This window comes from Bordetella tumbae, assembly GCF_054780995.1.
On the sequence record NZ_BAAGVG010000023.1, the window covers coordinates 131,955 to 157,177 of the forward strand.

At 60.8% G+C, this 25,223-nt stretch carries 25 protein-coding genes and 2 pseudogenes; 14 read left to right on the top strand and 13 right to left on the bottom strand.

Annotation, left to right across the window (positions count from 1 at the left end):
• Positions 1-46: 46 nt before the first annotated feature.
• The 4 genes from ACYVI2_RS23055 to ACYVI2_RS23070 form a co-directional block, all read right to left on the bottom strand.
• Complete coding sequence (locus ACYVI2_RS23055; protein WP_415816615.1) at positions 47-730, bottom strand: RraA family protein; 684 nt, start codon at positions 728-730, stop codon at positions 47-49.
• 50 nt (positions 731-780) lie between these two features.
• Positions 781-1,773, bottom strand: a complete 993-nt coding sequence (locus tag ACYVI2_RS23060) for a Bug family tripartite tricarboxylate transporter substrate binding protein (RefSeq protein WP_415816617.1) — start codon at positions 1,771-1,773, stop codon at positions 781-783.
• 2 nt (positions 1,774-1,775) lie between these two features.
• Positions 1,776-2,684 (bottom strand): amidohydrolase family protein, encoded by a 909-nt coding sequence (locus ACYVI2_RS23065; protein ID WP_415816619.1) that lies wholly within the window; start codon positions 2,682-2,684, stop codon positions 1,776-1,778.
• Between the two features lie 70 nt (positions 2,685-2,754).
• Positions 2,755-3,723, bottom strand: a complete 969-nt coding sequence (locus tag ACYVI2_RS23070; protein ID WP_415816621.1) for a Bug family tripartite tricarboxylate transporter substrate binding protein — start codon at positions 3,721-3,723, stop codon at positions 2,755-2,757.
• A 98-nt stretch (positions 3,724-3,821) separates the two neighbouring features.
• On the opposite strand from ACYVI2_RS23070, the gene ACYVI2_RS23075 reads away from it, so the two are divergent.
• Positions 3,822-4,583: an IclR family transcriptional regulator gene (locus tag ACYVI2_RS23075; protein WP_415816623.1), complete on the top strand. Its 762-nt coding sequence runs from the start codon at positions 3,822-3,824 to the stop codon at positions 4,581-4,583.
• A gap of 74 nt (positions 4,584-4,657) precedes the next feature.
• Here the strand turns inward: ACYVI2_RS23075 and ACYVI2_RS23080 are convergent, their stop codons facing one another.
• On the bottom strand, positions 4,658-5,317 hold the full coding sequence (locus ACYVI2_RS23080; protein WP_415816625.1) for a LysE family translocator: 660 nt from the start codon (positions 5,315-5,317) through the stop codon (positions 4,658-4,660).
• Positions 5,318-5,554: 237 nt separating this feature from the next.
• On the opposite strand from ACYVI2_RS23080, the gene ACYVI2_RS23085 reads away from it, so the two are divergent.
• Genes ACYVI2_RS23085 through ACYVI2_RS23095 form a run of 3 tightly spaced genes read left to right on the top strand, consistent with a single transcriptional unit; the run spans position 5,555 to position 8,051 of the window.
• Entirely contained in the window at positions 5,555-6,319 is a 765-nt protein-coding gene (locus ACYVI2_RS23085; protein ID WP_415816627.1) for a 2-keto-4-pentenoate hydratase, read from the top strand.
• Positions 6,320-6,332: 13 nt separating this feature from the next.
• Entirely contained in the window at positions 6,333-7,088 is a 756-nt protein-coding gene (locus tag ACYVI2_RS23090) for a YdcF family protein (protein WP_415816629.1), read from the top strand.
• Between the two features lie 48 nt (positions 7,089-7,136).
• Positions 7,137-8,051: a DUF808 domain-containing protein gene (locus ACYVI2_RS23095; protein WP_415816631.1), complete on the top strand. Its 915-nt coding sequence runs from the start codon at positions 7,137-7,139 to the stop codon at positions 8,049-8,051.
• Here the strand turns inward: ACYVI2_RS23095 and ACYVI2_RS23100 are convergent.
• Entirely contained in the window at positions 8,029-8,679 is a 651-nt protein-coding gene (locus ACYVI2_RS23100; protein WP_415816633.1) for a 2-dehydro-3-deoxy-6-phosphogalactonate aldolase, read from the bottom strand. The two genes, ACYVI2_RS23095 and ACYVI2_RS23100, sit on opposite strands and share 23 nt — an antisense overlap.
• A 27-nt stretch (positions 8,680-8,706) precedes the next feature.
• Positions 8,707-9,705, bottom strand: a complete 999-nt coding sequence (locus ACYVI2_RS23105; protein WP_415816635.1) for a 2-dehydro-3-deoxygalactonokinase — start codon at positions 9,703-9,705, stop codon at positions 8,707-8,709.
• A gap of 136 nt (positions 9,706-9,841) precedes the next feature.
• Here ACYVI2_RS23105 and ACYVI2_RS23110 point away from each other — a divergent pair.
• Positions 9,842-10,110: pseudogene (locus ACYVI2_RS23110) on the top strand (hypothetical protein); the annotation flags it as partial.
• A 208-nt stretch (positions 10,111-10,318) separates the two neighbouring features.
• Here the strand turns inward: ACYVI2_RS23110 and ACYVI2_RS23115 are convergent.
• Together ACYVI2_RS23115 and ACYVI2_RS23120 are read right to left on the bottom strand one after the other, a co-directional pair.
• A pseudogene (locus ACYVI2_RS23115) lies at positions 10,319-10,483 on the bottom strand (ABC transporter ATP-binding protein); the annotation flags it as partial.
• 11 nt (positions 10,484-10,494) lie between these two features.
• Complete coding sequence (locus tag ACYVI2_RS23120) at positions 10,495-11,706, bottom strand: RNA-guided endonuclease InsQ/TnpB family protein (RefSeq protein WP_415816637.1); 1,212 nt, start codon at positions 11,704-11,706, stop codon at positions 10,495-10,497.
• A gap of 137 nt (positions 11,707-11,843) precedes the next feature.
• On the opposite strand from ACYVI2_RS23120, the gene ACYVI2_RS23125 reads away from it, so the two are divergent.
• Both ACYVI2_RS23125 and ACYVI2_RS23130 read left to right on the top strand, forming a co-directional pair.
• Positions 11,844-12,242, top strand: coding sequence for a DUF6496 domain-containing protein (locus ACYVI2_RS23125; protein ID WP_415816639.1), 399 nt, complete (start codon positions 11,844-11,846; stop codon positions 12,240-12,242).
• A 112-nt stretch (positions 12,243-12,354) separates the two neighbouring features.
• The gene (locus ACYVI2_RS23130; protein WP_460490359.1) at positions 12,355-14,385 is read left to right on the top strand and encodes a response regulator; all 2,031 of its coding nucleotides are present in this window, start codon (positions 12,355-12,357) and stop codon (positions 14,383-14,385) included.
• On the opposite strand, the gene ACYVI2_RS23135 is transcribed toward ACYVI2_RS23130, so the two are convergent.
• Positions 14,382-15,824: an RNA polymerase factor sigma-54 gene (locus ACYVI2_RS23135; protein WP_460490360.1), complete on the bottom strand. Its 1,443-nt coding sequence runs from the start codon at positions 15,822-15,824 to the stop codon at positions 14,382-14,384. The two genes, ACYVI2_RS23130 and ACYVI2_RS23135, sit on opposite strands and share 4 nt — an antisense overlap.
• 368 nt (positions 15,825-16,192) lie before the next feature.
• Between ACYVI2_RS23135 and ACYVI2_RS23140 the strand changes: the two genes are divergently transcribed.
• From ACYVI2_RS23140 to ACYVI2_RS23150, 3 genes are read left to right on the top strand one after another with little or no spacing between them, the layout of a single operon-like run.
• On the top strand, positions 16,193-17,581 hold the full coding sequence (locus ACYVI2_RS23140) for a sigma-54-dependent transcriptional regulator (RefSeq protein ID WP_415816646.1): 1,389 nt from the start codon (positions 16,193-16,195) through the stop codon (positions 17,579-17,581).
• A 55-nt stretch (positions 17,582-17,636) separates the two neighbouring features.
• Positions 17,637-17,900, top strand: a complete 264-nt coding sequence (locus tag ACYVI2_RS23145; RefSeq protein ID WP_415816648.1) for a hypothetical protein — start codon at positions 17,637-17,639, stop codon at positions 17,898-17,900.
• Positions 17,891-18,478, top strand: a complete 588-nt coding sequence (locus tag ACYVI2_RS23150) for a hypothetical protein (RefSeq protein WP_415816650.1) — start codon at positions 17,891-17,893, stop codon at positions 18,476-18,478. Before ACYVI2_RS23145 ends, ACYVI2_RS23150 begins: the two co-directional genes overlap by 10 nt.
• Here the strand turns inward: ACYVI2_RS23150 and ligD are convergent, their stop codons facing one another.
• Together ligD and ACYVI2_RS23160 are read right to left on the bottom strand one after the other, a co-directional pair.
• Positions 18,479-19,378, bottom strand: a complete 900-nt coding sequence (ligD, locus tag ACYVI2_RS23155) for a non-homologous end-joining DNA ligase (RefSeq protein ID WP_415816652.1) — start codon at positions 19,376-19,378, stop codon at positions 18,479-18,481.
• A gap of 40 nt (positions 19,379-19,418) precedes the next feature.
• On the bottom strand, positions 19,419-19,904 hold the full coding sequence (locus ACYVI2_RS23160) for a DUF421 domain-containing protein (protein ID WP_415816654.1): 486 nt from the start codon (positions 19,902-19,904) through the stop codon (positions 19,419-19,421).
• 416 nt (positions 19,905-20,320) lie between these two features.
• Between ACYVI2_RS23160 and ACYVI2_RS23165 the strand changes: the two genes are divergently transcribed.
• From ACYVI2_RS23165 to ACYVI2_RS23180, 4 genes are all read left to right on the top strand, one after another.
• Entirely contained in the window at positions 20,321-20,806 is a 486-nt protein-coding gene (locus ACYVI2_RS23165; protein WP_415817124.1) for a (2Fe-2S)-binding protein, read from the top strand.
• Positions 20,807-20,810: 4 nt separating this feature from the next.
• A complete protein-coding gene (locus ACYVI2_RS23170) occupies positions 20,811-21,806 on the top strand; it encodes an FAD binding domain-containing protein (RefSeq protein ID WP_415816656.1) in 996 nt (331 codons plus the stop codon).
• An 11-nt stretch (positions 21,807-21,817) separates the two neighbouring features.
• Entirely contained in the window at positions 21,818-24,067 is a 2,250-nt protein-coding gene (locus ACYVI2_RS23175) for a xanthine dehydrogenase family protein molybdopterin-binding subunit (protein ID WP_415816658.1), read from the top strand.
• 68 nt (positions 24,068-24,135) lie between these two features.
• A complete protein-coding gene (locus ACYVI2_RS23180; protein ID WP_415816660.1) occupies positions 24,136-24,339 on the top strand; it encodes a hypothetical protein in 204 nt (67 codons plus the stop codon).
• 65 nt (positions 24,340-24,404) lie between these two features.
• On the opposite strand, the gene ACYVI2_RS23185 is transcribed toward ACYVI2_RS23180, so the two are convergent.
• The gene (locus ACYVI2_RS23185; protein ID WP_415816662.1) at positions 24,405-25,223 is read right to left on the bottom strand and encodes an IclR family transcriptional regulator; all 819 of its coding nucleotides are present in this window, start codon (positions 25,221-25,223) and stop codon (positions 24,405-24,407) included.

A 25,223-nucleotide genomic window follows, 5' to 3' on the forward strand; every position in this document is an offset into this window, starting at 1 on the left:
GGGGCCGAAGCGAGGGCGTCTTTCGGGGAATCGAGCGTAGCGGCATTCACAGCGTTTCCCCTTCTTTCAGCACACCGGCAGTGCGCAGCGCCGAAGTCAGCCATTTGGCGGCGGTATCGCCGGTTTTGATGGCGGCAATGCGTGCGGCCTCGTCTTTCACTTTCTTTTCGGCGGCAGGCAACAGGCTTTCGATCTTGTCACGCTCGACGACGACCACGCCATCGTTATCGCCAATGATGAAATCGCCAGGATGCACCGTCACGCCGCCGACGCTGACGGGATGGCCGATTCGGCCGCCGACGTTCTTGGTGGGGCCGTTGGGATTGGTACCGGCAGCAAAGACCGGGTAGTCCATCTCAATGATTTCCAGGCTGTCGCGCGCTGCGCCGTCGATCACGACACCGGCCAGGCCGAGCTGTTTGCAAGCGGTCATCATGATGGTGCCCATTAGGGCCGAGCTCAGGTCTCCTTTGCCATCGATGACCAGTACATCACCGGGTTTGGCCAGCGAAATGGCGGCGTGGATCATCAGGTTGTCGCCGGGGCGAACCTCCACCGTGAATGCGGTTCCCGCGAATTTCATGCTCGAATGCAGCGGACGGATACGGCCATGCAAGGCGCCACGGCGGCCAGCAACGTCAGCCAGAATGGCGGGCTGCAGCTCAGCGGCACGCCGGACGATGTCGGTGGAAACGCGGGGGAAATCTTTGATGATGTCGGGGTTGCTCATGATGATGTCCTGTAGGTTCAGTCAGAAGAAATTGAAAAAAAACGTGGGCGTCAGGCGGTAATACCGGCATCGCGGATCACTTGACCCCACTTGACGTAGTCAGCGCGGCGCATTTTGTCGAGCGCGTCGGGACTGCCGCCCACCAGCGTGATGCCGAGTTTGTCGGCCAGTTCCTTTAACGCAGGCGTCTGCAGCGCGCTGGCGATGGCCGTGTTCAGTTGCTGAACGATGGGGGCTGGGGTTTCTGCCGGCGCAAACACGGCCTGCCATTGTTCGACGACAAAATCATCAAAGCCGGATTCGCCCATCGTCGGGATATCGGGCAGCGTTTTCAGCCGCTGTGCAGACGTGACAGCGAGGGCGCGCAGGCTGCCGCTTTGTATATGGGGCAGGGCAGCCGCGACGGGGGCGAACATGAATTGAACTTGTTCGCCCAAGGTGTCCTGTAATGCAGGCGTGTCACCTTTGTAGGGCACATGAACAAGGCGGATGCCTGTTTTCTGCTGCAGCAATTCGCCTTGGACGTGCAGCACGGTCCCGGTACCGCCCGAGGCATAGGCAATGCTGCCAGGTCTGGCGCGGGCGGCCTCGACCAGGGCTTGTACCGAGGTATAGGGTTGATGCTTGCCGATCACCAGCACGTGCGGAATGGTGCCGACGATGATGACGGCGGCAAAATCCTCGACCGGGTCGTAAGTCAGCTTGCCCATCACGTGAGGGGCGATCGCTTGCGGACCGATCGACGTGCCCAATACGGTCAAGCCGTCGGGCTCGGCGCGGGCCACGCGGGCGGCACCGATAGTGCCGGTGGCACCGGGCCGGTTGTCGACGATAACGGTGGTCTTGAGCAGCGTGTTCAGTTGTTGGGCAATGGCGCGTCCCAACACATCGGTGCTGCCGCCTGCTGGGTACGGCACGACCCAGTTGATCGCTTTGCCATCAGGCCATGCCGCTGCGCGGCTGGTCTGCGCAGCGCCTGCGGCGAGCAGCGCGGCACCGGCGAGGAATCGGCGGCGGCTGAACTGAATAGGGATATTGTTCATGTTCACGATGTCTCCTGTAGATTGGCTAGCGATGGGAGCGGGGTGTGGCTCGTGAAGCCATAAAGCTGTTCGGGATTGCGCACGAGGATTTGTTCGAATACCTCGCTGTCCTGCGCCCAGTGGGCCAGGCGGTCTATCTGTCGTGCGTCATCAGGCATCGGGTGCAGCCCCGCAGAGGCTGTAGCGTGCGGCCAATCGCTACCCCACAGCACCCGATCCGGCGCGGCCTGGATATAGCTGCGCGCCAGTGGGTCGATCGCGGGGTCCTCGGTGCGGCCGCTGGCGCTGACGATATAGCCGCCGGACAGCTTTACCCATGCGCGGCCGTTACGCAGCAATTCCAACACCAAGGCATGGGCGGTATGGCTGAATGCCTGACTGGGTTGCAACCTGGCCATGTGATCAAAGACGATCTGAACCGGTAATCGCGTCAGGATTTCTGCCTGCTGGGCTAACTCATCAGGAGGCATCAACAGTTGCAGATGCCATCCCCACTGCGCAATGCGGGAGGCGAGCGGCACAATCTGGTCGATATTGCCTACGACACCTCGCGAGAGATTCAAGCGTATGCCCCGAACGCCCGCCTGATGCAATGCCTGCAAAGCGGTATCGCTTTCATTGCCGCCGATCACCGCGACGCCGCGCACCTGATCCCCCATCGCTGCCAGCCCGGCCAGCATGCTGCGGTTGTCCGTGCCGTAAGTCGACGGGGTGACCAGGACGGCGCGAGATGTCCCCAGACGCGCCTGCAACGCCTGATACTGCGCAACCGAAGCATCAGGCGGCGAGAGCGTTGCCCCGGATACCGCCGGAAACTGCGCGTCATAGACGTGGATATGACAATCGCAGGCGTGCAGAGGGACTGGGGACACGGGGTGAGCCGTTCCCGAGGTATAGGCGAGGGCAGCCATCGTTCAGGAAATATCAGGTCGTTCGAAACTCGACGGTGTCATGCGTGTTTGTCGCAATCCGCTTGGGTCTTTATTCCACCCGCGCACCGGATGCCTTGACGATGTCAGCCCAACGCAGGCGATCGTCATGGATCAGCTTGGCGAATTCCGCAGGGCTGCTGGTCAGTACGTCTGCACCTTGTTCGCGATATTTCTTCTGCAGATCATCAGTCTTTAACGCCGCGTTGAATGCGGTATTGAGTTTGTTGACGATGTCCTGCGGAATGCCGGCCGGGCCTGCGATACCGAACCAGGTGATGGCTTCGAAATCCTTGAAGCCCGATTCGGCGACGCTGGGCACATCCGGCAGATCCGGCGTACGCTGCAAAGAGGTCACGACCAGGCCGCGCATCTTGCCGTTGCGAATGTGGCCGATCAAGGTCGGCACTGACGACATGTACATCTCGATTTGTCCGCCGATCAAATCGTTGATCCCTTGCGCGGCCCCTTTATAGGGAATGTGGGTGAACGTCGCGCCAGTAGCCTGTTGCAGTTTGACGGTGGCCAGATGGCTGACAGTGCCATTGCCGGACGATCCGTAGTTGATCGCTGACGGCCGGGCTTTGGCGTCTTTCACGACATCGGCCAGCGTTTTGTAGGGCGACTGCGCCGAAATGGCCAGCACCAGCGGCGCGCTGGCGATCAGTCCGATCGGCGCCAGGTCCTTTTCTGGGTCGTAGGGCAGTTTGGCGTACAGCGTGGGGTTGATCGCCAGATTGCTGGTCTGGCCCAGGACCAGGGTGTAGCCGTCCGGGGCAGACTTGGCCACGGCGTCCACGCCGATATTGCCGCCGGAGCCAGGACGGTTTTCCGTCACAATGGTCCAACCGGTATCGGTGGCGACTTTGTTGGCGACTTCGCGCGCCAGGGTGTCGGTGCCGCCGCCGGGAGGGAACGGCACGATCAGGCGGATGGGCTTGGTCGGGAAATCCTGAGCGATGGCAGGGGCCAGGGCGCAGGCGAGGGCGATGCCGGCTAGGACACGAGGTAGGACGTTCATTCTGTCTCCGGTATGGATCTGGTTTTTGGTGAGTGCATTGTGCTGAGGTGTTCCGCACATTACAATGCTGTCTTGTCTGGCGCGACATGTTCTATCAAATGAAATATTCCAAACCCGATACAGAAGACGATCCCGATGCTGGCGAAGGCGTCGTTGCGGTCCGGCGCGCGATGCGCATCCTGGGCGCTTTTGGCGTCGACGATTCCCATTTGTCCTTGGCAGAGCTCAGCCGCCGCACGGGCTATCACCGGTCGACGGTGTTGCGGCTGGCCCGCACGCTGGCGATGGACGACTATCTGGCGCAGCGCGTGGATGGCACCTGGCGATTGGCGCGCGCAGCGGGGTGGCTAGGTGCCTGCTATCAGGCCACGTTCAATGTGCATGACGTCGTCGAGCCCGTGCTGCGCGAGCTATCCAACGCCACCGGCGAGAGCGCTACGTTCTATGTACGCGAGGGCAATCAGCGCATCTGTGTGGTGCGGGTCGAGGGGCCCCGGTCTATCCGCCACCACGTGCGGGTAGGGGCAGCGTTGCCTTTGGATCTAGGCAGCCCTGGCCGGGTGATTCTGGCCTTTTCCGGCGAGGCGGGAGAGCCCTATGAGTCGATACGGCGTGCCGGCTACATGATGTCGCTGGGCGAGCGCGATGCCGAGGTATCCAGCATCTCTGCGCCGGTTTATACGTCCAATTGGACCTTGCTGGGGGCGATCTGCATATCAGGGCCTCTATCCCGCTTGACCGAAGAAGCCATGAACGGGCACAAGGAAACCGTGCTGGCCGCAGCCAGCCGCTTGTCGCGCGCGATGATGGGCGTGCACCAGGGCACGTCTGTGTCCGGCCAGCGTATGACCCATTTCTGATCAGGACTGCGTGTACCGTATCGCACTGTATCTATCAGGGCCGTCGCGGTTCCGAAGCCGTAACGCAGACAGAACTACTTCGTTACCGTCTTGTGATTGCCGGCAAAGGCGGCGGCGATGCCGAGTCCGATCAGCATCGCGCCGCCCAGATAGCGATCCAGATTCAGATAGGTGCGGCTGGTGCGCAGCCATTGGCCTGCCGCACCGGCAGCGATGGCATAGCAGGCGTCACTGATGAAGCCGACGACGATCAGCACCGCACCCAGGAAAACGATCTGCGAGGCGACGTGCCCACGGCTGACGTCGACGAACTGCGGCAGGAATGCCAGAAAGAACAGTGCGGTTTTGGGGTTGAGCAGATTGATGATGAAGCCGTCGCGATAGAGTTTGCGATAGCGCCGTTTGACGGTTGGCACATCGGCACCGGCCGCGGTCGGACGCGTACAGATTTTCTTCAGTCCCAGCCAGACCAGATAGGCGGCCCCGGCATATTTGACGATATCGAAGGCGAGCGCAGAGGAGGCCAGCAGCGCGGACAGGCCGAGCGCCGCCGCAATCACATGCACCAGCGTGGCAGTGTGGATACCCAGATCCGAGATGAGGCCCGCTTTTTTCCCTTGTTCGATGGATTGCGCAATGATGTACAACACGGCAGGGCCCGGGATGACCAGGAGTACTATCGCTGCACTGATGAACAACATGATATTGGTACTGCTGGGGATGACGAATTCCATGGTCTGCCTTGATGTGATAGGTATTTGACGGCTGGATCCGGTGCATGGGGCGGCGTTTGCTGATATCGCCTGGACACGTTGTAGACTCGGGGCAAACCCGAGACAATCAAGTGTACTCTCGGTGAGAGCTTGTCTGGTTTTTATCGCGGCAAATGCAGGCGTTCCCTCCATTTGCCGTCCTTCACGTAGCATGGGCTGCGTGAGGCTGGTTTCAAGCGCTTTTTATAAGGAATGTTGATGTCTGATAGCACGTCCACCGTCCAAGCACTGGCCGCACAACTGATTCAGGCATGGCCTGGCAATCGCACGCAGGTGACGCTGGATGCGTCGCTGATCCCGGCCGAGGAATCGCAATCCTATGCGGTACAGGATCGGATCATTGCGTCGCTGGAATCTCCGATTGCGGCATGGAAGGTCGGATCGAAATCAGTGGATGGTCCCATGCAGGCAGCGCCATTGCCAGGCGCAGGCGTGCAGCCGGGGCCGGCGGCGATTCAACGCAGCGCCTACGGCGTTCTGGTACTGGAGCTGGAATTGGCATTCCGCTTTAACCGTGACTTCGCGCCCGGCGAACAGGCCTACGGCGATGCCGAGGTATTGGACGCCATCAGCCATACCGTGACGACGATCGAGATCGTCTCCAGCCGCTACGCCGGCTGGCCGGTCGACAAACTGGCCATGTTGGCAGACTTGCAAAGCCACGGCGGCTTGGTGGTGGGCGAGGCAGTGCCTTACGACGCCAGCTATCCTTTCGAAAAACCCTCGTTGACCTGGACGCACGATGGCCGCAACGTGGCGCCCGAGACAACCGGCAATCCGGCTGGCGATCCGCGCCGATTATTGCCTTGGCTGGTGAATCACGCCGCACGCCGTGGGGTCGGCGTGCCTGCCGGGACGTTGATCACGTGCGGCACTTATACCGGAATGTATGCACCCAAAACCCCCGGTACGATTGTGGGCCAATTTCAGGGTCTGCCTGAAATCCGCCTGGCGATTGCCTAGTGGACCGCAGTGCATGACGCTCGCGATTTTTGTCGTGATCGTGGTGTTGGCGATAGGCTGTGCGGCGTTGACATGGCGCCGCACCAGCATCTCGCTTTATGTTGTCGCGGCGGTCGGCTTTCTGGCTGTGGGGTGTGGCCCGATTTCAGCCTGGTTGCTGGGCAAGCTTCAGTCGGACTACGAGACCTCGGCTCCCGTGGCTTGGGGCGCACGCAACGCCATTGTGCTGCTGGGCGCAGGCACCGAGCGTGTGGCGGGCAGGGTAGAGCCTGGCGTGTTTTCGTATCCACGTATCGTTGTCGCCGCAGAACGGTATAACGACTGTAAAAAGTCCTCGGCCTATTGCAAGGTCCTCATCAGTGGCGGGGATGCTGCGCGGACGGGCTCCTCAGAGGCGTCCGTCTATCGTGATGTCTTTGTGCATCTCGGCATAGATCCGGCCGACGTGCTGCTCGAATCCGAAAGCATGAATACCTGGCAGAATGCGCAGTTCTCCAGCGCGTTGCTGCAGCGCGAGCATGCCGATCATGTCGTGCTCGTGTCGTCGGCCGCCCACATGCGGCGCAGCGAATTGTATTTCGCGCATTTCGGGGTCTCGGTAACGCCTGCGCGCGCGGATTATCTGCATGCCATCAGGTCCGTGCTGCCACTGTCTTACAACTTCACCTTGGCGGATGTCGCGTTGCACGAATACCTGGGCATCGCCCGGTACCACGTGTACAACTGGATGGGCTGGAATCCCGCCCGTCATCGTCCTGGTCAGGCGTAAAAGATTGCTTGTAAACTCGACGCTTCTGCGTCAGCTCTGGAGGCCTGGATGGCCGGAAGCAGCTTTTTTGCCTTGTTCGACGATATCGCCACGATCCTGGACGATGTCTCTGTCATGACCAAGGTCGCCGCCAAGAAAACGGCGGGTGTGCTGGGCGATGATCTGGCGCTCAACGCGCAGCAGGTCACCGGCGTGGCGGTCAATCGCGAGTTGCCCGTCGTCTGGGCCGTTTTCAAGGGATCGCTGCGCAATAAATGCATTCTGGTGCCGGCCGCGTTGCTCATCAGCGCCTTTGCGCCGTGGGCGGTGACGCCATTGCTGATGGTGGGCGGGGCATTTCTCTGTTTCGAGGGCGCCGAAAAGCTGATTCACCGGTTTTTGCCGCATGACAGCACGCCCGCGGGCAATCACGAGGCCCGGGCTCACGCCTTGCAGGACCAGCGTGTCGACATGGTGGCGTTCGAGCGCGAAAAAATCAAAGGCGCGGTTCGCACTGACTTTATTCTGTCGGCAGAAATCATCGCGATTACCCTGGGGGCTGTGGCCGGCGCGGATTTCGTGCGTCAGGCAATCGTGGTGACCACGATTGCGCTGGCGATGACGATCGGCGTCTATGGGTTAGTCGCGGGAATCGTGCGCCTGGACGACCTGGGCCTGCATCTGCGCAGCAAATCGTCCGCCGTGGCGCGTGGCCTGGGCAACGTGATTGTGCGGGCTGCGCCGTATTTGATGAAAACACTATCCGTGGTCGGTACCGCCGCCATGTTCATGGTGGGTGGTGCGATCCTGACGCACGGCATCGCGCCCGTGCATCACGCGATTGAACAAATAAGTCACTTGGCCTCTTCGACAGCTTGGGTGCAAGCCACGGTGTCCACCGTGATAAACGCCGTGTTTGGTGTGGCCGCCGGTGCAGTGATAGTCGGGGTAGTCTCGGGGATCAAGCGTTTGTTGCGGCGTTGAATGCCTGCCTGTAAGCCGCAACAAAAGCCTGGGCGTCCCGCGCGATATCGGCCACCGGTTTGCCGGGCTTGTACAGTGCTGAACCCAAACCGAAACCACTCGCACCAGCCTCGACAAAAGGTGCCATATTCTGCGGCGTGATGCCGCCGACCGGCACGAGCCGGATGCTGGCCGGCATGACCGCGCGCCATGCCTTGAGTACGTTCACACCGAGCTGCTCGGCGGGAAACATTTTCAGTACGTCTGCGCCCGCGGCCAGGGCGGCAAAGGCCTCGGTGGGCGTGGCCACGCCTGGGCAGCAGGCCATCTCCGCAGCCTTGGCGGCTCGGATGACTTCGGGATCGCTGTGTGGCATCACGATGATCTGGCCGCCTGCATAGGCAACATCGATGCAGGCCTGGGGGGACATCACAGTGCCGGCCCCGACGACGCAATCGTCTGGCAAGCCATCGCGCAGGGCGCGGATGCTATCGAGGGGAGAGGGGGAGTTCAGGGGAACCTCGATCAATCGGAACCCTGCCTCATAGAGCACCTGGCCCGCAGAGAGCGCCTCGGCCGGTTCGATGCCGCGCAGGATGGCAATTAATGGACATTGAGACAGGGCGTTTTCGAATACGGAGAGAGACATGGATAGCTTTCCTGAGAAATTGGAATGTCAGGTGGTCGCTGCAGGGACCAACCCCGCAGCCTGAGCCAGATGCCATAGGCCAAGCTCGGTGGCATGAGGGGCGAGCTCGGGTTTGTCGGCGCCATACAGGCGCAACGCCTGGACGTATCGTTGGCAGAGCGCATCCTGGCCGCACAGCACAATATGAGGCAAGGCACCTCTGGCGCGATGCAATGCCAGAACGCTTGCCACCTCGTAGCCGATCAACAGGCCGGATAGATAATCGGGTTGTGCATTGCCATCGAGTTGGCCTGTCAGCCCCAACGCACGCGTGCTGAATAATGTCGATAGCAAACCCGCGCGGCCCTCGGGGAGGCTGGCCACCGCCAGGCCGCGGGCAAAGCCCTGCGCATCGGCGGGGGCATCGCTGTTCATGGTGCGGCCGAGAATCGTGTGATCACGCAGCGCGGCGTAGACTTCGCCGGTCATGTACGTGTCGAAATGGTTCACCTGGCCGTCGTGCACGTGAACCCATTTGGAATGCGTGCCGGGCAGGCCGATCAATAGATCGGCGCCATCAGATGGACGCATCGCCAGGATGCCCGCGATCTGGGTTTCCTCGCCGCGCATGACGTTGGGCAGCTCGCCGCGCTGGATCAGGCCGGGCACGATATGAATCGTGGCCTGACCGGCGCGCTCGATCTTCGTCATCAATTGAGCAACCCCGGATAGCCCCACAGGTACATCCAGGTAGGCCGCCTCGCGCCAGCCCTGCGCACTGCCGACCATGCCGCACGCGATCACAGGCAGGGCGGGTTTTTCGCGCAGCCAGTCGCCGCAGGCTTCGTTGAAAGCGATCTCGAAACCGGCGTGGGGATGGGCAGAGGATTTTTCGCCGGGCCGGGCCTCGGGCAGGCGCATGATGCCCCAAGGCAGCGGCCGTACGCACAGCGTGCGGCCAGTTTGATCAAGCAGATAGGCGCGTAGCGACGATGTGCCCCAATCCAGTGCGATCAGCGCGGCAGGCGTAGCAGTGTTAAGAGTCATCGATCAAATTTTCCCGCATGTAGGCATATATAAGAACATACCAAAGATGTATTTCATCGTGTGGTGCACGTCTGACAGAATCAAAGGTTCCTTTTTGACGAGCGCCTTTGCCTCTCTGCCCCGGAAACGGCTTGCCATGAATTTTCAACAACTGCGATCCATCCGCGAAGCAGTACGCTGCGATTTTAATTTGACGGACGTGGCCGAGAGCCTGCATACCTCTCAGCCAGGCGTCAGCCGGCAGATCCGCGAATCGGCGTGGCCATCGAGGCCGTGGCGGATTACGCAGGCCTGGTCAGTGTGCCCTGTTATCGTTGGAATCACAGCGTGATTGTGCCTAAAGGGCATGAGCTGGAGCGAGTTTCCGGCGCATTGACGCTCGCACAACAGGCGCGCTATCCCGTCGACCAGTGAGTCACTGGTATATGTTGCGGTTAATCGTGTATGACAGCGCCATATGACATGACCGGGCATCACGCACTCTGAATTTGTTCAATCGCCATGCAAGGCTTTACGTACATCCGGGTCGGGATCATCGAGTTTCGTCTGCAAGGCGGGCAGGGCGCGAACATCGCGGATCTCTCCTAATGCCTAGGCGGCTTCTTTGCGCAGATTACTTAAGTGCTATGAATGACAGTGCGGTCACCAGATCGGGATGGCGCGGCCTGTGGAGTGCCAGCGGAATTTCTTCGATGATCCTGCCCGGCCGCGGACTCATGACCAGAATGCGATCCGCCAGGAACAACGCCTCATCGATGTCGTGAGTGATGAACAGAATGTGTGAGCTTGTCATAACAGGTCTTGACTGCTCCCTTCCCAAAAGGAAAGGGATTCCCACTTCACCGAACCGAGCCGTTGCACATCATCATTCATGTACTCAGGTCTTACCGTTTCTCCATGGGCTAACACCGCCAGCCCGGCGGCTAATACGTTATGCGCCGCGTTGATGTCGCGGTCGTGGCCGGCGTTGCATTGCCGACAGGACCAATGTCGCACGCTCAATGGCAGCTTTGGTAACACATACCCGCAAACGTGGCAGCGCTTGCTCGACGGGTACCAGCGATCTACCCGCACGAACTCACGTCCATACCAATGGGCCTTGTATTCGAGCTGTCTCAAAAATTCCGCCCACCCGGCATCGCCGATGGACTTAGCAAGGCAGCGGTTTTTCTGCATGTTGGACACAGACAAGCTTTCTACGGCAATCACTTGGTTCTCGTGGATCAACCGGGTAGAAAGCTGGTACAGGAAATCTCTGCGAGTGTCTGCGATCTTTGCATGCAGCTTGGCGACTTTCAGTTTGGCCTTGGCACGACGAGCCGATCCCTTCTGCTTCTTCGCCAAGCGGCGCTGTAGCGTAGCCAACTTAACTTCATGCTTACGAAAGATCTGTGGCGCATCGACTTTTTCTCCTGTTGAGAGCACCGCAAAATGAGACAGGCCCAGATCAATCCCGACACAGGTCGACGTAGGCGCTTTCTGCGCCACAACGTCGTCGCACAGCAGACTGACAAAGTATCGGCCCGCTGCGTCTTTGCTGACCGTGACGGTGGTGACCTTGGCGGCTTTAGGAATCTGACGGGACCAGCGGATGGGAAGTGCCTCAGCCATCTTCGCGAGCTTGAGCGAACGGCCATCCCATTTAAAGGCACTGGCGGTGTATTCCGCCGATTGCGGGCCATCCTTGCGTTTGAAGCGGGGATATCCCGTTCGCTTGGCAAAGAACCCGGCAAACGCCGTTTGCAAATGGTGCAGTGTCTGCTGCAACGGAACACTGCTGACCTCGTTCAACCAGACATACTCCGGCAGTTTTTTCAGCGCCGTCAGGGTTGCAGACGTCGCGTGATACCCCAGCCGCTCCTGTCGCTCAGCCCAGGCCAACGAACGAAGGCTAAGCATGTGGTTATAGACCACACGCACACACCCAAACGTGCGAGCCAGCGTGATGGCTTGCTCGGGCGTCGGATAGAACCGGAATCGGTAGGCACGTTTGGTTTGCATGCCCGAGAGACTATCCACGCCCAATCAGAAAACTGGATATTTATCCAGCTATCAACTCAAATCAGACCAATCTTGCAGCCTTACGGCTGCGCCCCTTTCTCCCCCGGCAGGAATGCCGAGGTTTCTCGGAGCAATGGATGACGACGATGATGCTCATGCTAGAGATGGCGGTGCAGATTGAGAACGAACGAATTCGCGCATCGTTATGTGAAAAACGAAAATGGCGCGACAGGCACGAGACTTGCGGCATGTATTTCAAAATGACTGTGCGGGTGGCATGCATCCGCACCGATCGCCATCCGATCAGCAAACAGGAGGTTGCCATGCCCGATCGAACCGCGAAAAAACAGGCCGAGGCCGACCGCAAGGCCGGAAAATCACCCTCGACACAGGCAGGCCATTTTGTCGAGGCGGAGATAGAAGCCAAGCGCAAGCACAAAGGGCCAGCGAAATCGAACAAACAGGCTGTTGCTATCGGTTTGTCAAAGGCACGCAAAGCAGGGGTCAAGGTCCCGGCCAAACCGAAGTCGCATTGAAACTTGCTTTGCGGCGGAAAACGCAGTAGCGTGACGCGAGATGCTAAGTAACAAGAATCGAGTGCGCAATCCCTGGACAGATACGCTAGCCCGATTAGAGGACGAGCGTGTGATGTTGCAGCGTATCGCCGCTGGGGTCCCCCTGGCGGATGTGCTGCTGTATGTACTACATGCTGTCGAGGCACAATCCAGCGTGGCATTGCGTACCGCCATCGCGTTCGTTGATGAGTCGGGCAAACATCTGGTGCACGGGGCCGCTCCCAGTTTTTCCGAGAGTTACCGGCAGGCCGTCAAGGGGGTGCCGATCGGCCCGCATATGGCTTCATGGGGCGCGGCCGCCTATTTCGGAACGGCGGTCTATGCTAACGACGTGATGACCGATCCCAATTGGTCCGAGTGGCGCGAGTTTGCGATAGAGCAGGGCATACGCGCCTGTTGGTCCACGCCGATCAAAGGGACAGACGGCCAGGTACTCGGGGTATTTTCCAGTTATTACGCCACGACACGTCTGCCGTCGCCGCAGGATATCGATGCCACTGCCTTGGTGACGCGTACGGCCGCTCTGGCTATCGAACGATCGCAGTACGACCGGGAGCTGGAAAAGCGGGTGGAGCTGGCGATTGCCGAACGGGACAGGATCTGGCGCTTGTCGCCGGAGTTGCTGGCGGTCGTCAATGCGGAAGGACGCTATGTCAGCGTCAATCCCGCCGTGTGGGACATTCTGGGCTGGACGCCAGAGCAGTTTTTGGCTATGCCTCTGGCTGATCTGGTACACCCGGACGATTACAGGGCAACTGCGCAAGTCCTCCTGCCGGCGGCAGAAGGCGCTCATGAGGCCCGGCATCTGGAAAACCGGATGAAGCACAGTTCCGGCAGCTATAGCTGGATCACGTGGACGATTTCCCGATCGGAGGGTGATCTCTATATGGCGGGGCGGGATGATACCGATCTGCGCGTGCAGGCCGAGGCCTTGCGTCATACCGAAGACGCGCTGCGGCAATCGCAAAAGATGGAAGCCGTCGGACAGTTGACGGGTGGCATCGCCCATGACTTCAACAATATGCTGCAAAGCATATCCGGCGCGCTATACCTGATACGGCGCAAGCTGGCTACCGGCAACCTCGAGGCGGCGGAGCGCTTTATCGATACGGCGACCGAGTCGACTGAGCGCGCCGCGCGGTTGACACAGCGGCTATTGGCGTTCGCCCGCCGGCAGCCTATTGCGCCTGTGCCGTTGTGCCCTGTACGCGTGCTGCAATCGATGGAGGATTTGTTTCGACGCTATATCGGCGAACGCGTGCAGTTGATCCTGCATACGGATCCCGTTTCATGGCCAGTGTGCTGCGACGCAAATCAGCTCGAGAACGCATTGCTCAATATGGTGATCAATGCGCGAGACGCGATGCCTGATGGCGGCCAGTTGACGCTACAGGCGACCAATAGGGTGTTGGATCAAGCGTCGTTATTGCTGAACGCCGAATTGACGCCGGGTGATTTCGTCGAAATTTGCGTGTCGGATACAGGCTGCGGCATGCCCGATGACATCAAGAATCGTGCGTTTGAGCCTTTTTTTACGACCAAAGCGCTGGGCGAGGGCAGTGGGCTGGGTCTCTCGATGATCTATGGTTTCGCGCAGCAGGCGGGAGGTCTGGTGGGGTTGGACAGCATCGTTGGTCAGGGGACGAGGGTGCGGTTGTATCTGCCTCGTTATGAAGGTGCGATGCCGCCTGTAGAGTCGGAGACGCCTAGCGTACCTGTCTCTGTCGATGAGAGCCTGCAGCCGGCAGTGGTGGCCCTGGTAGAGGATGATGCTGCCGTCCGTCAAATGGTGTCTGAAGCATTGACGCAGCTGCGTCTGAACGTGTTGGTGGCAGCAGACGGTATCGAGGGCCGCACGCTCATGAATCAAACGGAGCACATCGATCTGTTACTGACCGATGTAGGATTGCCGGGCTTGAACGGTCGGGAACTGGCCGATGAGGCGCGTCAAGTGCACCCGGATATCAAGGTGCTGTTCATGACGGGCTATGCGCAAAGCGCTGCTGCGGCGCAAGGGTTTCTGGATACCGGGATGGAACTCATCGTGAAACCCTTCAAGCTCGAGGCGCTGCTCGAACGCGTGCGCCGCATTTTGCTGATCTAGTACCGGCGGCGCAATTCAGCGGCGGGCAGTTTCAGTTGCGCACGGTATTTGGACACGGTACGCCGCGCGACCACGATGCCATCGTCGGCCAACCGCTGCGCCAGCGTGACATCGGACATCGGGTCGCTCGGGTCTTCGTTCGCGATCCATTCGCGGATCAAGGCCTGGACGGACGCCGCCGAGCAAGAGCCGCCCGTAGCCGTCGCCAGCTCGCGTGAGAAAAAATGCCGGAATTCATACAGACCGCGCGGCGTGACCATGTATTTATTGGCCGTCGCGCGCGATACCGTGGATTCATGAATCTCCAGCACGTCCGCGATTTCCCGCAATAGCAGTGGCCGCAGCGCAACTTCGCCATATTCAAAGAAGCGTTGCTGGCGTCGAACGATAGCCTCGGCCACGCGCTGGATAGTGGTGTAGCGTTGCTCGACATTGCGCACGAGCCAGCGGGCTTCCTGCAGTTCCTGGGCCAAAGGGCCGCGCTCGTCTTGGCGTACACGGCGAAACAGGTCGGCATAAACGCGGTCCAGACGTGCGCGCGGCATGGCGTCTCGGTTGGGGTATACCTGCCACTGGCCTTGCTGTTTACGCACGATGACGTCCGGCACAACATAGACGGGAGCCTCCTGGTCATAACGCCGCCCGGGTTTGGGGTCCAGCGCACGGATGCGTTCGCAGGCCAGGCGCAATTGTGCTGGCGAGCTACCGGTCTTATGCAGCAATGCGTTCCAATCATTGCGGGCCAGGACGTCGAGGTGAGTCCGAACGATAGCCAGGGCCAACGCAGTCGACTCATCGTCTTGGCACGGCTCAGCCTGCAGTTGCAGCGCGAGGCATTCGCTCAAGTCGCGCGCCGCCAGACCGGGGGCTTGCAAGTGTTGCACCAGATGCAGCGCTGCGGCCCACTCGGCGGGATCCGGGGCCGGCTCGAAGTCTCCCTGTCCGGCCAATGAATCCAGCGGGGTGCGAACGTAGCCATCGCCGTCCAGGGCATCGATGATGTACTCGGCCAGCAACTGATCCCGCTCGGACAATGGATGCGCACATAGCGCTTCGCGCATGCGGCTTTGCAAGGAGGGCGGCGCGGCAACCCAATGTGAAAGATCGTGATCGGCGTTATCGGATAGAGACTTTCGTTTGGTCGGATAGTCTCCCGAATATGCCGAAGGGGTGGTGAATGCCTCTTCCTTATCGTGATACGGTTCTTCTGACGAAACCTGCTGATTGGAGGCAGGGAGCAGGTCGGGGTCGTTGGAGGGTGACTGGGCGCCAGTGCTCTGTATGTCCTCGTCTTCAAGGAATGGATTGGTATTCAAGGCATTTTGGATCGCGACGCTGAATTCCAGCGCAGACAACTGCAGCAATTGCACGGACTGCTGCATCCTGGGGGCCAGGGTGGTTTGTTGGCGTAGACGCAGTTCTGGCGCGATGTAAGGCACTGGAGCTCTCCTCATAGGGGTTTGACTCGGGGGCAAGCGATGCTGCCTTATCTCCATGTTCATGCAAATTCCGTGCCACGCCATGAGGTGCGTGCCGACCCTGGGCTCGCATGAGGCCTGCCGGGGGTGATCGCCTGGTCGTGTTTACATGCGCCGGTAAATATTACCCAGGCCGCGGGCCGTCTTGCGGTCTTGATGTCCCCGTAAAAAAACGGTTAGCCGGTGCCGCTTCATCGTTGAATACGAGGAGTAGTGAAACGAGAAGTTTTGAAATCTTTATTGAATCGTATCTGATGTTTACGTTTGTCGGATATCGAACGGGTTATGCTGCAAAATCAAGCTCATGAAACCTCACTTCCGGGATAGGTATGCCTCATCTTCTGATCGTTGACGATGATGATGCTGTGCGTGACACCTTGGCTGAAATCGGTAAGGACAGCGGTTATACTGTTTCACAGGCCAGCACCATCAAGCGCGCCGTAATTGAATGGGAACGGCATGTTCCCGACTTATTGCTATTGGACGTACGCCTCTCAGAGGGCAGCGGAATGGATCTCTTTGATCGCGTCCCTCTCGGCCACGCAGAGGTCGTGGTGATCACCGGTCACGGCACGATGGATTCCGCCATCGACGCCCTGCGGCTGGGGGCCACCGATTATCTGGTCAAGCCCATCGAGATGGAGCGCCTGCTGCGCATACTGAATCGCGTGGCCGATGGTTTTGGCGACGCGAATCCGGGCCAGCCCGTGAAAGCGCCGGGCCGTCTGGGCAAGATGCTAGGAAACTCCGAGCCGATGGCGCGGCTCTTTGACCAGATATCCCGCGCCGCGCCCAGCGAGGTGACAACGCTGTTGGTCGGCGAGAGCGGCACGGGCAAAGAACTGGCCGCACATGCGCTGCATCAGCTCAGCCCACGCAGTCAACAGCCGTTTGTGGTTGTGAATTGCGGCGCGATCGCTCCGAATCTGATCGAAAGCGAATTGTTCGGCCATGAGCGCGGCAGTTTCACCGGCGCCGACCGTATGCACAAGGGCTATTTCGAACAAGCAGATGGCGGGACCTTGTTTCTGGACGAGGTTACGGAAATGCCCTTGGAAATGCAGGTCAAATTGCTGCGTGTGCTCGAGTCGGGATGTTTCGTGCGAGTGGGTTCGCACCAGCAGATATCGTGCGACGTGCGGGTGATTGCCGCGACCAACCGCAATCCCGAACAGGCCGTGCAGGACGGCAAATTCCGCGAGGATCTGTATTTCCGCCTGAGCGTGTTTCCCGTGGATCTACCCGCATTACGCGAACGCGGTGACGATATTCTGATGCTGGCCGATCAGTTTCTCTCGGCGCTGAATGCCGAGCACGGCACGAACAAAACCTTTAGCGAGCAGGCACGCCAAGCCATACAGAATCACGCATGGCCCGGCAACGTGCGCGAACTGAGGAATTTCGTGCGCCGCGCGTTTATTCTGGCTGATGGCGACGAAGTGACGGGCGACACCTTGATACGGCAGGCGGGCCCGGTCGATGGTGGCAAGCGGTCGACACTGATGCGGGTGCCCGTGGGGGCGACGTTGGCTGAGGCCGACCGCCAGTTGATCCTGGCGACCTTGGAACGCTGCCAAGGGGTCAGGAAACAAACGGCGGCTGTGCTGGGCATCAGTCCCAAGACCCTGTACAACAAACTCGAAGAATACGCCCAGGCCGGGCACGCGGTGCCGGGGGGCAATCCTGCGGCAGAGGATTATGGAAAATCCGGTCACTAGCGGCGTACTGCAGGCATGATCCTTGCGCTCCCATTGTCAAAATGGGAGCAAGCTCATGTCAAATCAGCATCGACGCCGCGAACAGACTGACCATCAAGGCCAACCAGATCGCGGCCGCCAAGAGCACACCCGGGAGTCCGGGCGATGGGGGGCCGACGAGCCTGACTATGGCCGGCGGCGTGGCGAGCGGCCCGAGCCGGAACCTCATACGGGGCCCAATCGCCATGGGCCGCAATACGAAGAAGGGGGCCGCTATCCGGGTACACGGCAGGGCAACGAGCACCCGCCGCTGCGCAAGGAGAATGCCTCATGTCATTGATTGTCGCAGCGCGATATCAGACGTTTGATCAGGCAGGTGTTGCCGCACAGCATCTCGAGCGGCATGGGTTTGCGGGCGACCGGGTCCACACGTTCTACGTGAATACTGCGGGCTCGCATGACCGTTATCCGGTCGGCGGGGACCGCCGCGAGGACCCTGATGCGACGGGCGGTGTGATCGGGGTGCTGTTTGGGGCGTCCATATTGGGCGTGCTCGGTGCGGCGCTGACGATGTTGGCGGTCCGCAATTTTCAGTACTCCAGCTTGATTGTCATTGCGGCTGGCGGGGTCGGTGCCTATGTGGGTGCCTTGATCGGCGCCATGGTGGCCGTCGGCCGCGTACACCGGCGCCGGATTCGGCGCAATGGCGCAGCGGTCGTCGAGGAGCATCCGCCGGTTCGAGCAGCTGGTGTCCTGTTGGCAGTGGCTGTGTCCTCGGACAAGGAGGGCGAAGTCACGCGTCTGTTGCGCGAGTCGGGCGGTCAGGATGTCGAACGTGCAAACGGCCGTTGGGAAAACGGTAAATGGCAGGATTTCGATCCACTGGTGCCGCCAGAACCCGAGCCTGCCGCTCGCTGATCAAAGCTCGAGGCGATCCATCATGCGTTGCGTCAGCACGGTGCGGCGAGCGGCATAGTCCTGCCAGGGATCTTCATGGGTTTGCACGTGATCGAGCGCATTGCGTACGTTGAATGCCGCGGCTCGCAAGTCATTGTGAAAGTCCAATGCGTCCCAGGGCAGGGGCATCGAGACCGGCGCCTCGGGCCGTGCCCGCACGGAGTAGGCGCAGATGGCTGTTGCTCCGTTGCCGTTTCGTAAGTAATCGACAAATATCCGGCCACGCCGCTGGTCCTTGGCCATATTGGCGGTGAAGCGGTCGGGCATGGCGTTCGCCAGGCGTTGGGCGAGGTGGTGGGCGAGGAATCTGACGGTTTCCCAGGAACGGGTTGCGCGGATGGGGGCGACGAGGTGCAGTCCTTTGCCGCCAGTGGTCTTTAAAAAGGGTGCGAGACCGACTTCGGTCATGAGTCCATGGGCCAGCTGCGTGGCTTCGACCAGGCCCCGCCAGGATATGTCAGGGCCTGGGTCCAGATCGAGCGTGACGCGATCGGGATTGTCGTGTCCAGGGGCACGGGCGCCCCATGTATGGAACTCGATGACGCCCAGCTGTACCAGCCCCAGCAAACCCTCTATGGATTGAATCTGCAAGTGTCCCGCTTCGCGGGAGAGCCCTGTGGGCAGCGTGCCAGTCAGATGTTTTTGAAAAAAGCAATCTTCGTCGGCGCCGTCAGGACATCGCAGCATGGCGATACGGCGGCCTTTCAGGTGCTCGAGCATATAGGGGGCGATAGACTCGTAATAATGGGCCAGATCGGACTTGGTGGTCTTGGGTGGGCGCAGGACGGTGCGGTCTGGATGGGTGAGGGTGACGTGGCCGATGCGCTCTGGCGTGTTGCTTTGCATACGGAGACTGGTCATGGCGTGTTCCCGAGAGTCAAAGGTGGGATATGGGGTTTGCTCAGGTGCGCTTGATTACACTGATGTTGCCGTCCGCTTCGATATAGGCGCGGTGTACCTGATTGACATCGTCGACGCCATGCTGGCGTAGCTCGCTCAGTAGTTCGTCTTTGGTGATGAATTCTTTGCGCAGGCTGCGCAGGCGGATCTGGCCGTCTTGAACGAGACAGACGCGATCCGCGGTGAGAAGCCGCCCGATAGGTTTGACGTAATAGGCGAGGCGGTCGATGGCGACAGTCCAGCCGATGATGGTCGCGACCAGGATCATGCCATCGGTGATGGACTGGTATTGGCCTGCCATGCCGTTTTGTGCCGCGTCGGCGATCAGGACCAATACCAGCATGTCTGCGATTCCCACTGAGCCTACGTCTCGTCTGCCTGCCATTCTGAGCAGTAGAAAGATGAACCAATACATGAGGCTGCCGCGGATGATGATCTCTACCGGCGACATCGAGAGGGAAAACATGGTCGTCCAGTCGGGCTGCATATTCTGCTCTTTCAGTATGTAGGTATGTGCGGGGAGCAAGTTTCGGGCCTGAGGAAAAACTGCTTTGCATTGCTGCATTCAGGCGGTAAGGTGAGTCAGGCCGATGACCGGGGCATGCGGCTTGCGTACGCCGGTCGGACGTCTTTGCTTTTCAGGAGAACGTAGTGAGTCTAAGCATGCACGTTCCGCAGCCCCCGCATCCGAATCCCGGCCGGCCGACCATCCCGCCAGAGATTCCCCCGGAGAACCCACCAGAGATCCCACCCGACGGTCCTCCTGACACGCCGCCTGGCGAACCTCCGATCACCCCGCCTCATGAGCCGCCGACGGATCCGCCACGCGAGCCGCCCACTCAGCCGCCACAGAACCCCGAAACAGACGAGCCGGAGGTGGATCTTCCTCCTGCGGAATCGCCGATCCGGCATCAGGTGTCGCAGGGCGGCATATCGACTGCATTGCGCGTCAATGGCGTGAATCACGCGTTGACACTGGACCCCCGCGCCACGTTGCTGGACACCTTGCGCGAGTCCCTCCATCTGACGGGCACCAAAAAGGGCTGTGACCATGGTCAATGTGGCGCCTGTACGGTGCATGTCGATGGCAGGCGGGTCAACGCCTGTCTGGTGCTGGTGGTGACCCTGCACGGCCGGGACGTCACGACCATCGAGGGCCTGGGCAGCGCCGAGTCGCTGCATCCGTTGCAGGCTGCATTTGTCGAGCATGACGGCTATCAGTGCGGCTACTGCACGGCAGGGCAGATCATGTCAGCCGCCGCGTTGCTGCACGAGCCCTGCGGTGACAGCGACGGCGAAGTGCGTGAGCTGATGAGCGGCAACATTTGCCGCTGCGGAGCGTATGCAAACATTGTTGCCGCCATCCAGGACGTCCGCGGAAAAGGGTAGACGCATGCACCAGTTTCAATACACACGCGCGGCCGATATCGATGCTGCGCTGCGCTTGTTGGCGACACAAGGGGACGGCCCGCCGCCGCGATTGCTGGCGGGCGGCACGACGCTCGTGGATCTGATGAAACTCGATGTCGAGACACCGGCACATATCATCGACATCAATGGTCTGGGCCTGAACGAGATCGAGGTATTGGCCGACGGACGCACTCGCATCGGCGCCCTGGTGCGCAATGCCGACCTGGCGCGCGATGATCGCATCACGGCCCACTATCCCGTTCTGTCGCAGGCGCTGCTGTCGGGCGCGTCGGCGCAGTTGCGTAACATGGCCACCACCAGCGGGAATCTCCTGCAGCGTACACGCTGCGTTTATTTTCGTGATCGGGCGGCTCGCTGCAACAAGCGTAATCCGGGTAGCGGCTGCGATGCCATCGGCGGTCATAACCGCAATCTGGCGATTTTGGGTACCAGCGAACATTGCATCGCGAGCAACCCGTCGGACATGAACGTTGCCTTGATGGCGCTCGATGCCACCGTGCACGTGCAGGGCCCGGATGGCAGGCGTGATATCGCACTGCGCGATTTTTATCTGCTGCCCGGCGATACGCCTCAACGTGAGACAGTGCTGCAGCCTGATGAGCTGATCACGCATGTGAGTCTGCCCGCCAGCGGTATGGGCGGGCATTCTTGCTATCTGAAACTGCGCGACCGCGCTTCGTATGAGTTCGCGCTGGTGTCGGCCGCCGTGGTGCTGCACGTGCGTGATGCACGTATCCTGGCCGCGAGTATTGCGCTGGGTGGTGTGGGCACACGGCCATGGCGCTGCCCGTTGGCGGAGCGGGAACTGGTGGGTCAGCTGCCCAGTGCTGCGCTGTATCAACAAGCCGCACAGTCGGCCTTGCAAGGTGCAGTCGCGCAAAGTGAGAACGGTTTCAAGATCGAGCTCGCGCGCCGTTGCCTGATCCACACTCTGTCCACGGCTCTGCCACCGCAATAAGGACACGCATAATGGTTCAATCTATGTTTGCCCATCCTGATGCCATCGGCCAGCCCAGCGTGCGCATCGATGGGCCGCTCAAAGTCAGCGGCACAGCGCGCTACGCCGCCGATTTCATGCTGCCCGATATGCTGTACGCCGTGCCCGTGTGCGCCACCATCGCGCATGGCCGCGTTGCCGGACTGGATGCACAGGCCGTCGAGATAATGCCTGGCGTGCACGCGGTCATCCACCATGGCAACCGGCCACCGCTCTATCGCGCCACCAGCGGCACGATAGACGAGGCCCGTCCACCGCTGGATGACAATGTCGTTCGCTACTATGGTCAATACGTGGCGCTCGTTGTCGCCGATACCCTCGAGCAAGCGCAGGCCGCCGCCAATGCGGTTCATGTCAGTTACGACGCCGATACGCCTGATGTCTCGCCGCCTGGACAGGGAGACATCTCGGCGCAGAGCGATGAGGCGTCTCGCTCGGTCGGCGTCGAAGGCGAGGCATCTCTCACCATTGAAAGCGAACGAGGCGATGCGCCAGCCGCCTATGCAAGCGCCGCGGTGCAGATCGATGCGGTCTACACCACGCCGGTCGAGACCCATAATGCGATGGAGCTTCACGCCTGTGTTGCCGCATTCGATGGGCAGGCCTATACGTTGTACGAGTCCACGCAGGGCGTCGTGAACCACCGCGATGTGGTGGCACAGATGCTGGGTACCGGCAAAGAAAACGTGCGGGTGATATCGCATTACCTGGGCTCTGGGTTCGGAGGCAAGCTGTGGCCGTGGCCGCACTCATTGCTGGCGGCAGCCGCCTCGCGTTTACTGGGCCGGCCCGTCAAGGTGGTGATCAGCCGCGCGATGACGTTCCAGAGTGCCGGGCATCGTCCTTATACTCACCAGCACATGCGGCTGGGTGCGACGCGGGAGGGCAGGCTGGTGTCGGTACAGCATCACTACCTGAGTCAGGCATCGATGCTGGATGACTACCGGGAACGGTGCGGCCAGGCAACGCCACGCATGTACAGCACGCCCAATCTGCAAGTGTGCTGGGGATTGGCGCGACGCCACGTGGGAGCACCCACCTCGATGCGGGGCCCGGGCGCCGTGCCGGGAATGTATGCGTTGGAATCGGCCATGGATGAATTGGCTGTAGCGCTGCAGATCGATCCGGTGGCGTTGAGGCTGCGCAATGAACCGCAGCACGACGAAGGTACTGGCCTGCCGTTTTCGTCGAGGCACCTGCGTGAATGCTTGCAGCAGGGGGCCGAGCGATTCGGCTGGCATTATCGCCAGCCTGCAGTAGGCGCCATGCACCGCGGCGACGAGGTGTTGGGCTGGGGCATGGCCGCATGTTCATGGCCCGGTTTACGCATGCCTACGGATGCCAGCGTCAGTTTGCATGCCGATGGCTCGGCCCGACTGGTCTGCGCGACGCAAGATATCGGTACTGGCACGTACACGATCCTGGCGCAACTGGTGAGCGCCGAGACCGGCATCGCGCTGGAGCGGATACAGGTCGGTCTGGGCGATACGCAATTTCCGCCGGGACCGGTATCAGGCGGATCGGCCGCCACCTCGTCGATTGTGCCAGCCGCGCTCGAGGCTACGCGCAAAGCGGTGAGGGCGGCCTGCCGCTTGGCTGTAGACACAGAGGGACCTTACGCCGGTCAGGCGGAACAGAGCTTGACGATGCGGCACGGCCGTATCTGCGTTGCTGATGACAAAGCCGATGCGGGTGTGCCGCTGGCTCAGGTATTCGCGAGGACTGGCGTGGCCAGCGTGGCGGGCGACGGCCATGGCGGCAGCGGCAAGGCACTGAAGAAGCAGTACTCGATCAGTTCGTATGGCGCACATTTCGTAGAGGTCGCGTGGCATCCGGCGACGGCGCGTCTGCGCGTCGCTCGCGTCGTGACGGTCATCGACGGCGGACGCGTTGTGAATCCCCGCACCGGCCGCAACCAGATCGAAGGCGCCATCGTCATGGGCGTAGGGATGGCGATGTTGGAACAGACGCATTACGACACGCGGTCGGGCGCGCCTGTCAACAGCAACCTCGCCGACTACATCATGGCAACCCACGCCGATGCGCCGCAATTAGATGTCAGTTTTCTGGATTATCCCGACCTCATCTGGAATGAGGTGGGCGCACGTGGTATCGGCGAAATAGGCTTGGCTGGGATAGCCGCCGCCATCACCAATGCGGTCTACCATGCCACCGGCGTACGGGTACGCAGCCTGCCGGTGCGTATCGAAGATCTACTGTGAGGGCGCTATGCGCACGCGCTGGCACGCGACATGCGGGTAAGACGACTCCTACTCAACAGGAGGTCATTATGAAGTTAAGAATGTTTGCGTTGCCCATCATCGCCGTCGGCCTGGTGCTGGGGGGCTGCAGCCATCGTACTCACGACGGCGACAGCACCTACGACCGTCCGGGGTATCAGAACTCCGCACCACCCCCGCCGCCCGCCACCATGCCGGACAACAACAGCAATACTCCGAGCCCGGCTTACCCCTCCTCGGGTGGCTCACGCTGAGCCGCTATGCGACACGACCGCCCGCCGAGAGCGGGCGGCTCGCGCGTATCTCGTTTCCAGCTCGATCAGCGATTTGCCGTATAGCCCAGCATCCGACTGATGGCCTGGGCTTCTCGGCGTACCGCCTGACCTATTACTCCGTCCGGGGAGGGGTCGAATCCGCCGGATGCGCCTAAAGCGGTCAGTACCGCACGAGGGCGGCCCGTATAGTCGTAGAGGGGGGCGGCGACGGCGCTGATACCGGGCAGATTGGTATCGCGCACCGACGCGCAACCAGCATCCCGCACGGATTGACGCAGCACCTCGATAGGATCGTCGGCGTCCAGCAGCGCGCGCTGTGCGGGCGTGGCTGCCTGTAATTCTGAGCGGACCATTGCCGATACCTCGCGGTCATTCAACGCAGCCAGCAACGCGCGGCCGGTGGCCGACCAGAGTATGGGCAGTACAGAGCCCACCCGCACATTGACGGTGACGGGCAGGCCGGGCTCTTCAAAGCGAACGATGGTGGGCCCTTTGTTGCCCATCACTGCGACAAAGCAGGTGACCTCGAGCTCCTCGCGCAACCGTATCAGAGAGGCCTCCGCCATGCGGATAGGGTCCGCCTGCCGCATCGCCGCCAATCCCAGCAGCAACGTTTCCAGGCCCAGAAAATATTGCTGGGTAGAAGTGTCCTGGTTCACCAGGCCGCCTTCCGCGAGGCTCACGAGATAACGGTGCACTTTGGCGGGGCTTTCGTCGATATGCGAGGCGATCAGTGTCAGGCTCGCGCGTCCTCCCAGACTGCCTAACGCCTTGAGGATGGCGGTACCGGTTTCGGCAGCCTGCACCCGTTGGCGGCGTTCGCGTGGGCGGGCGGAGGCAGGGGCAGCGGACGGAGGGTTCAT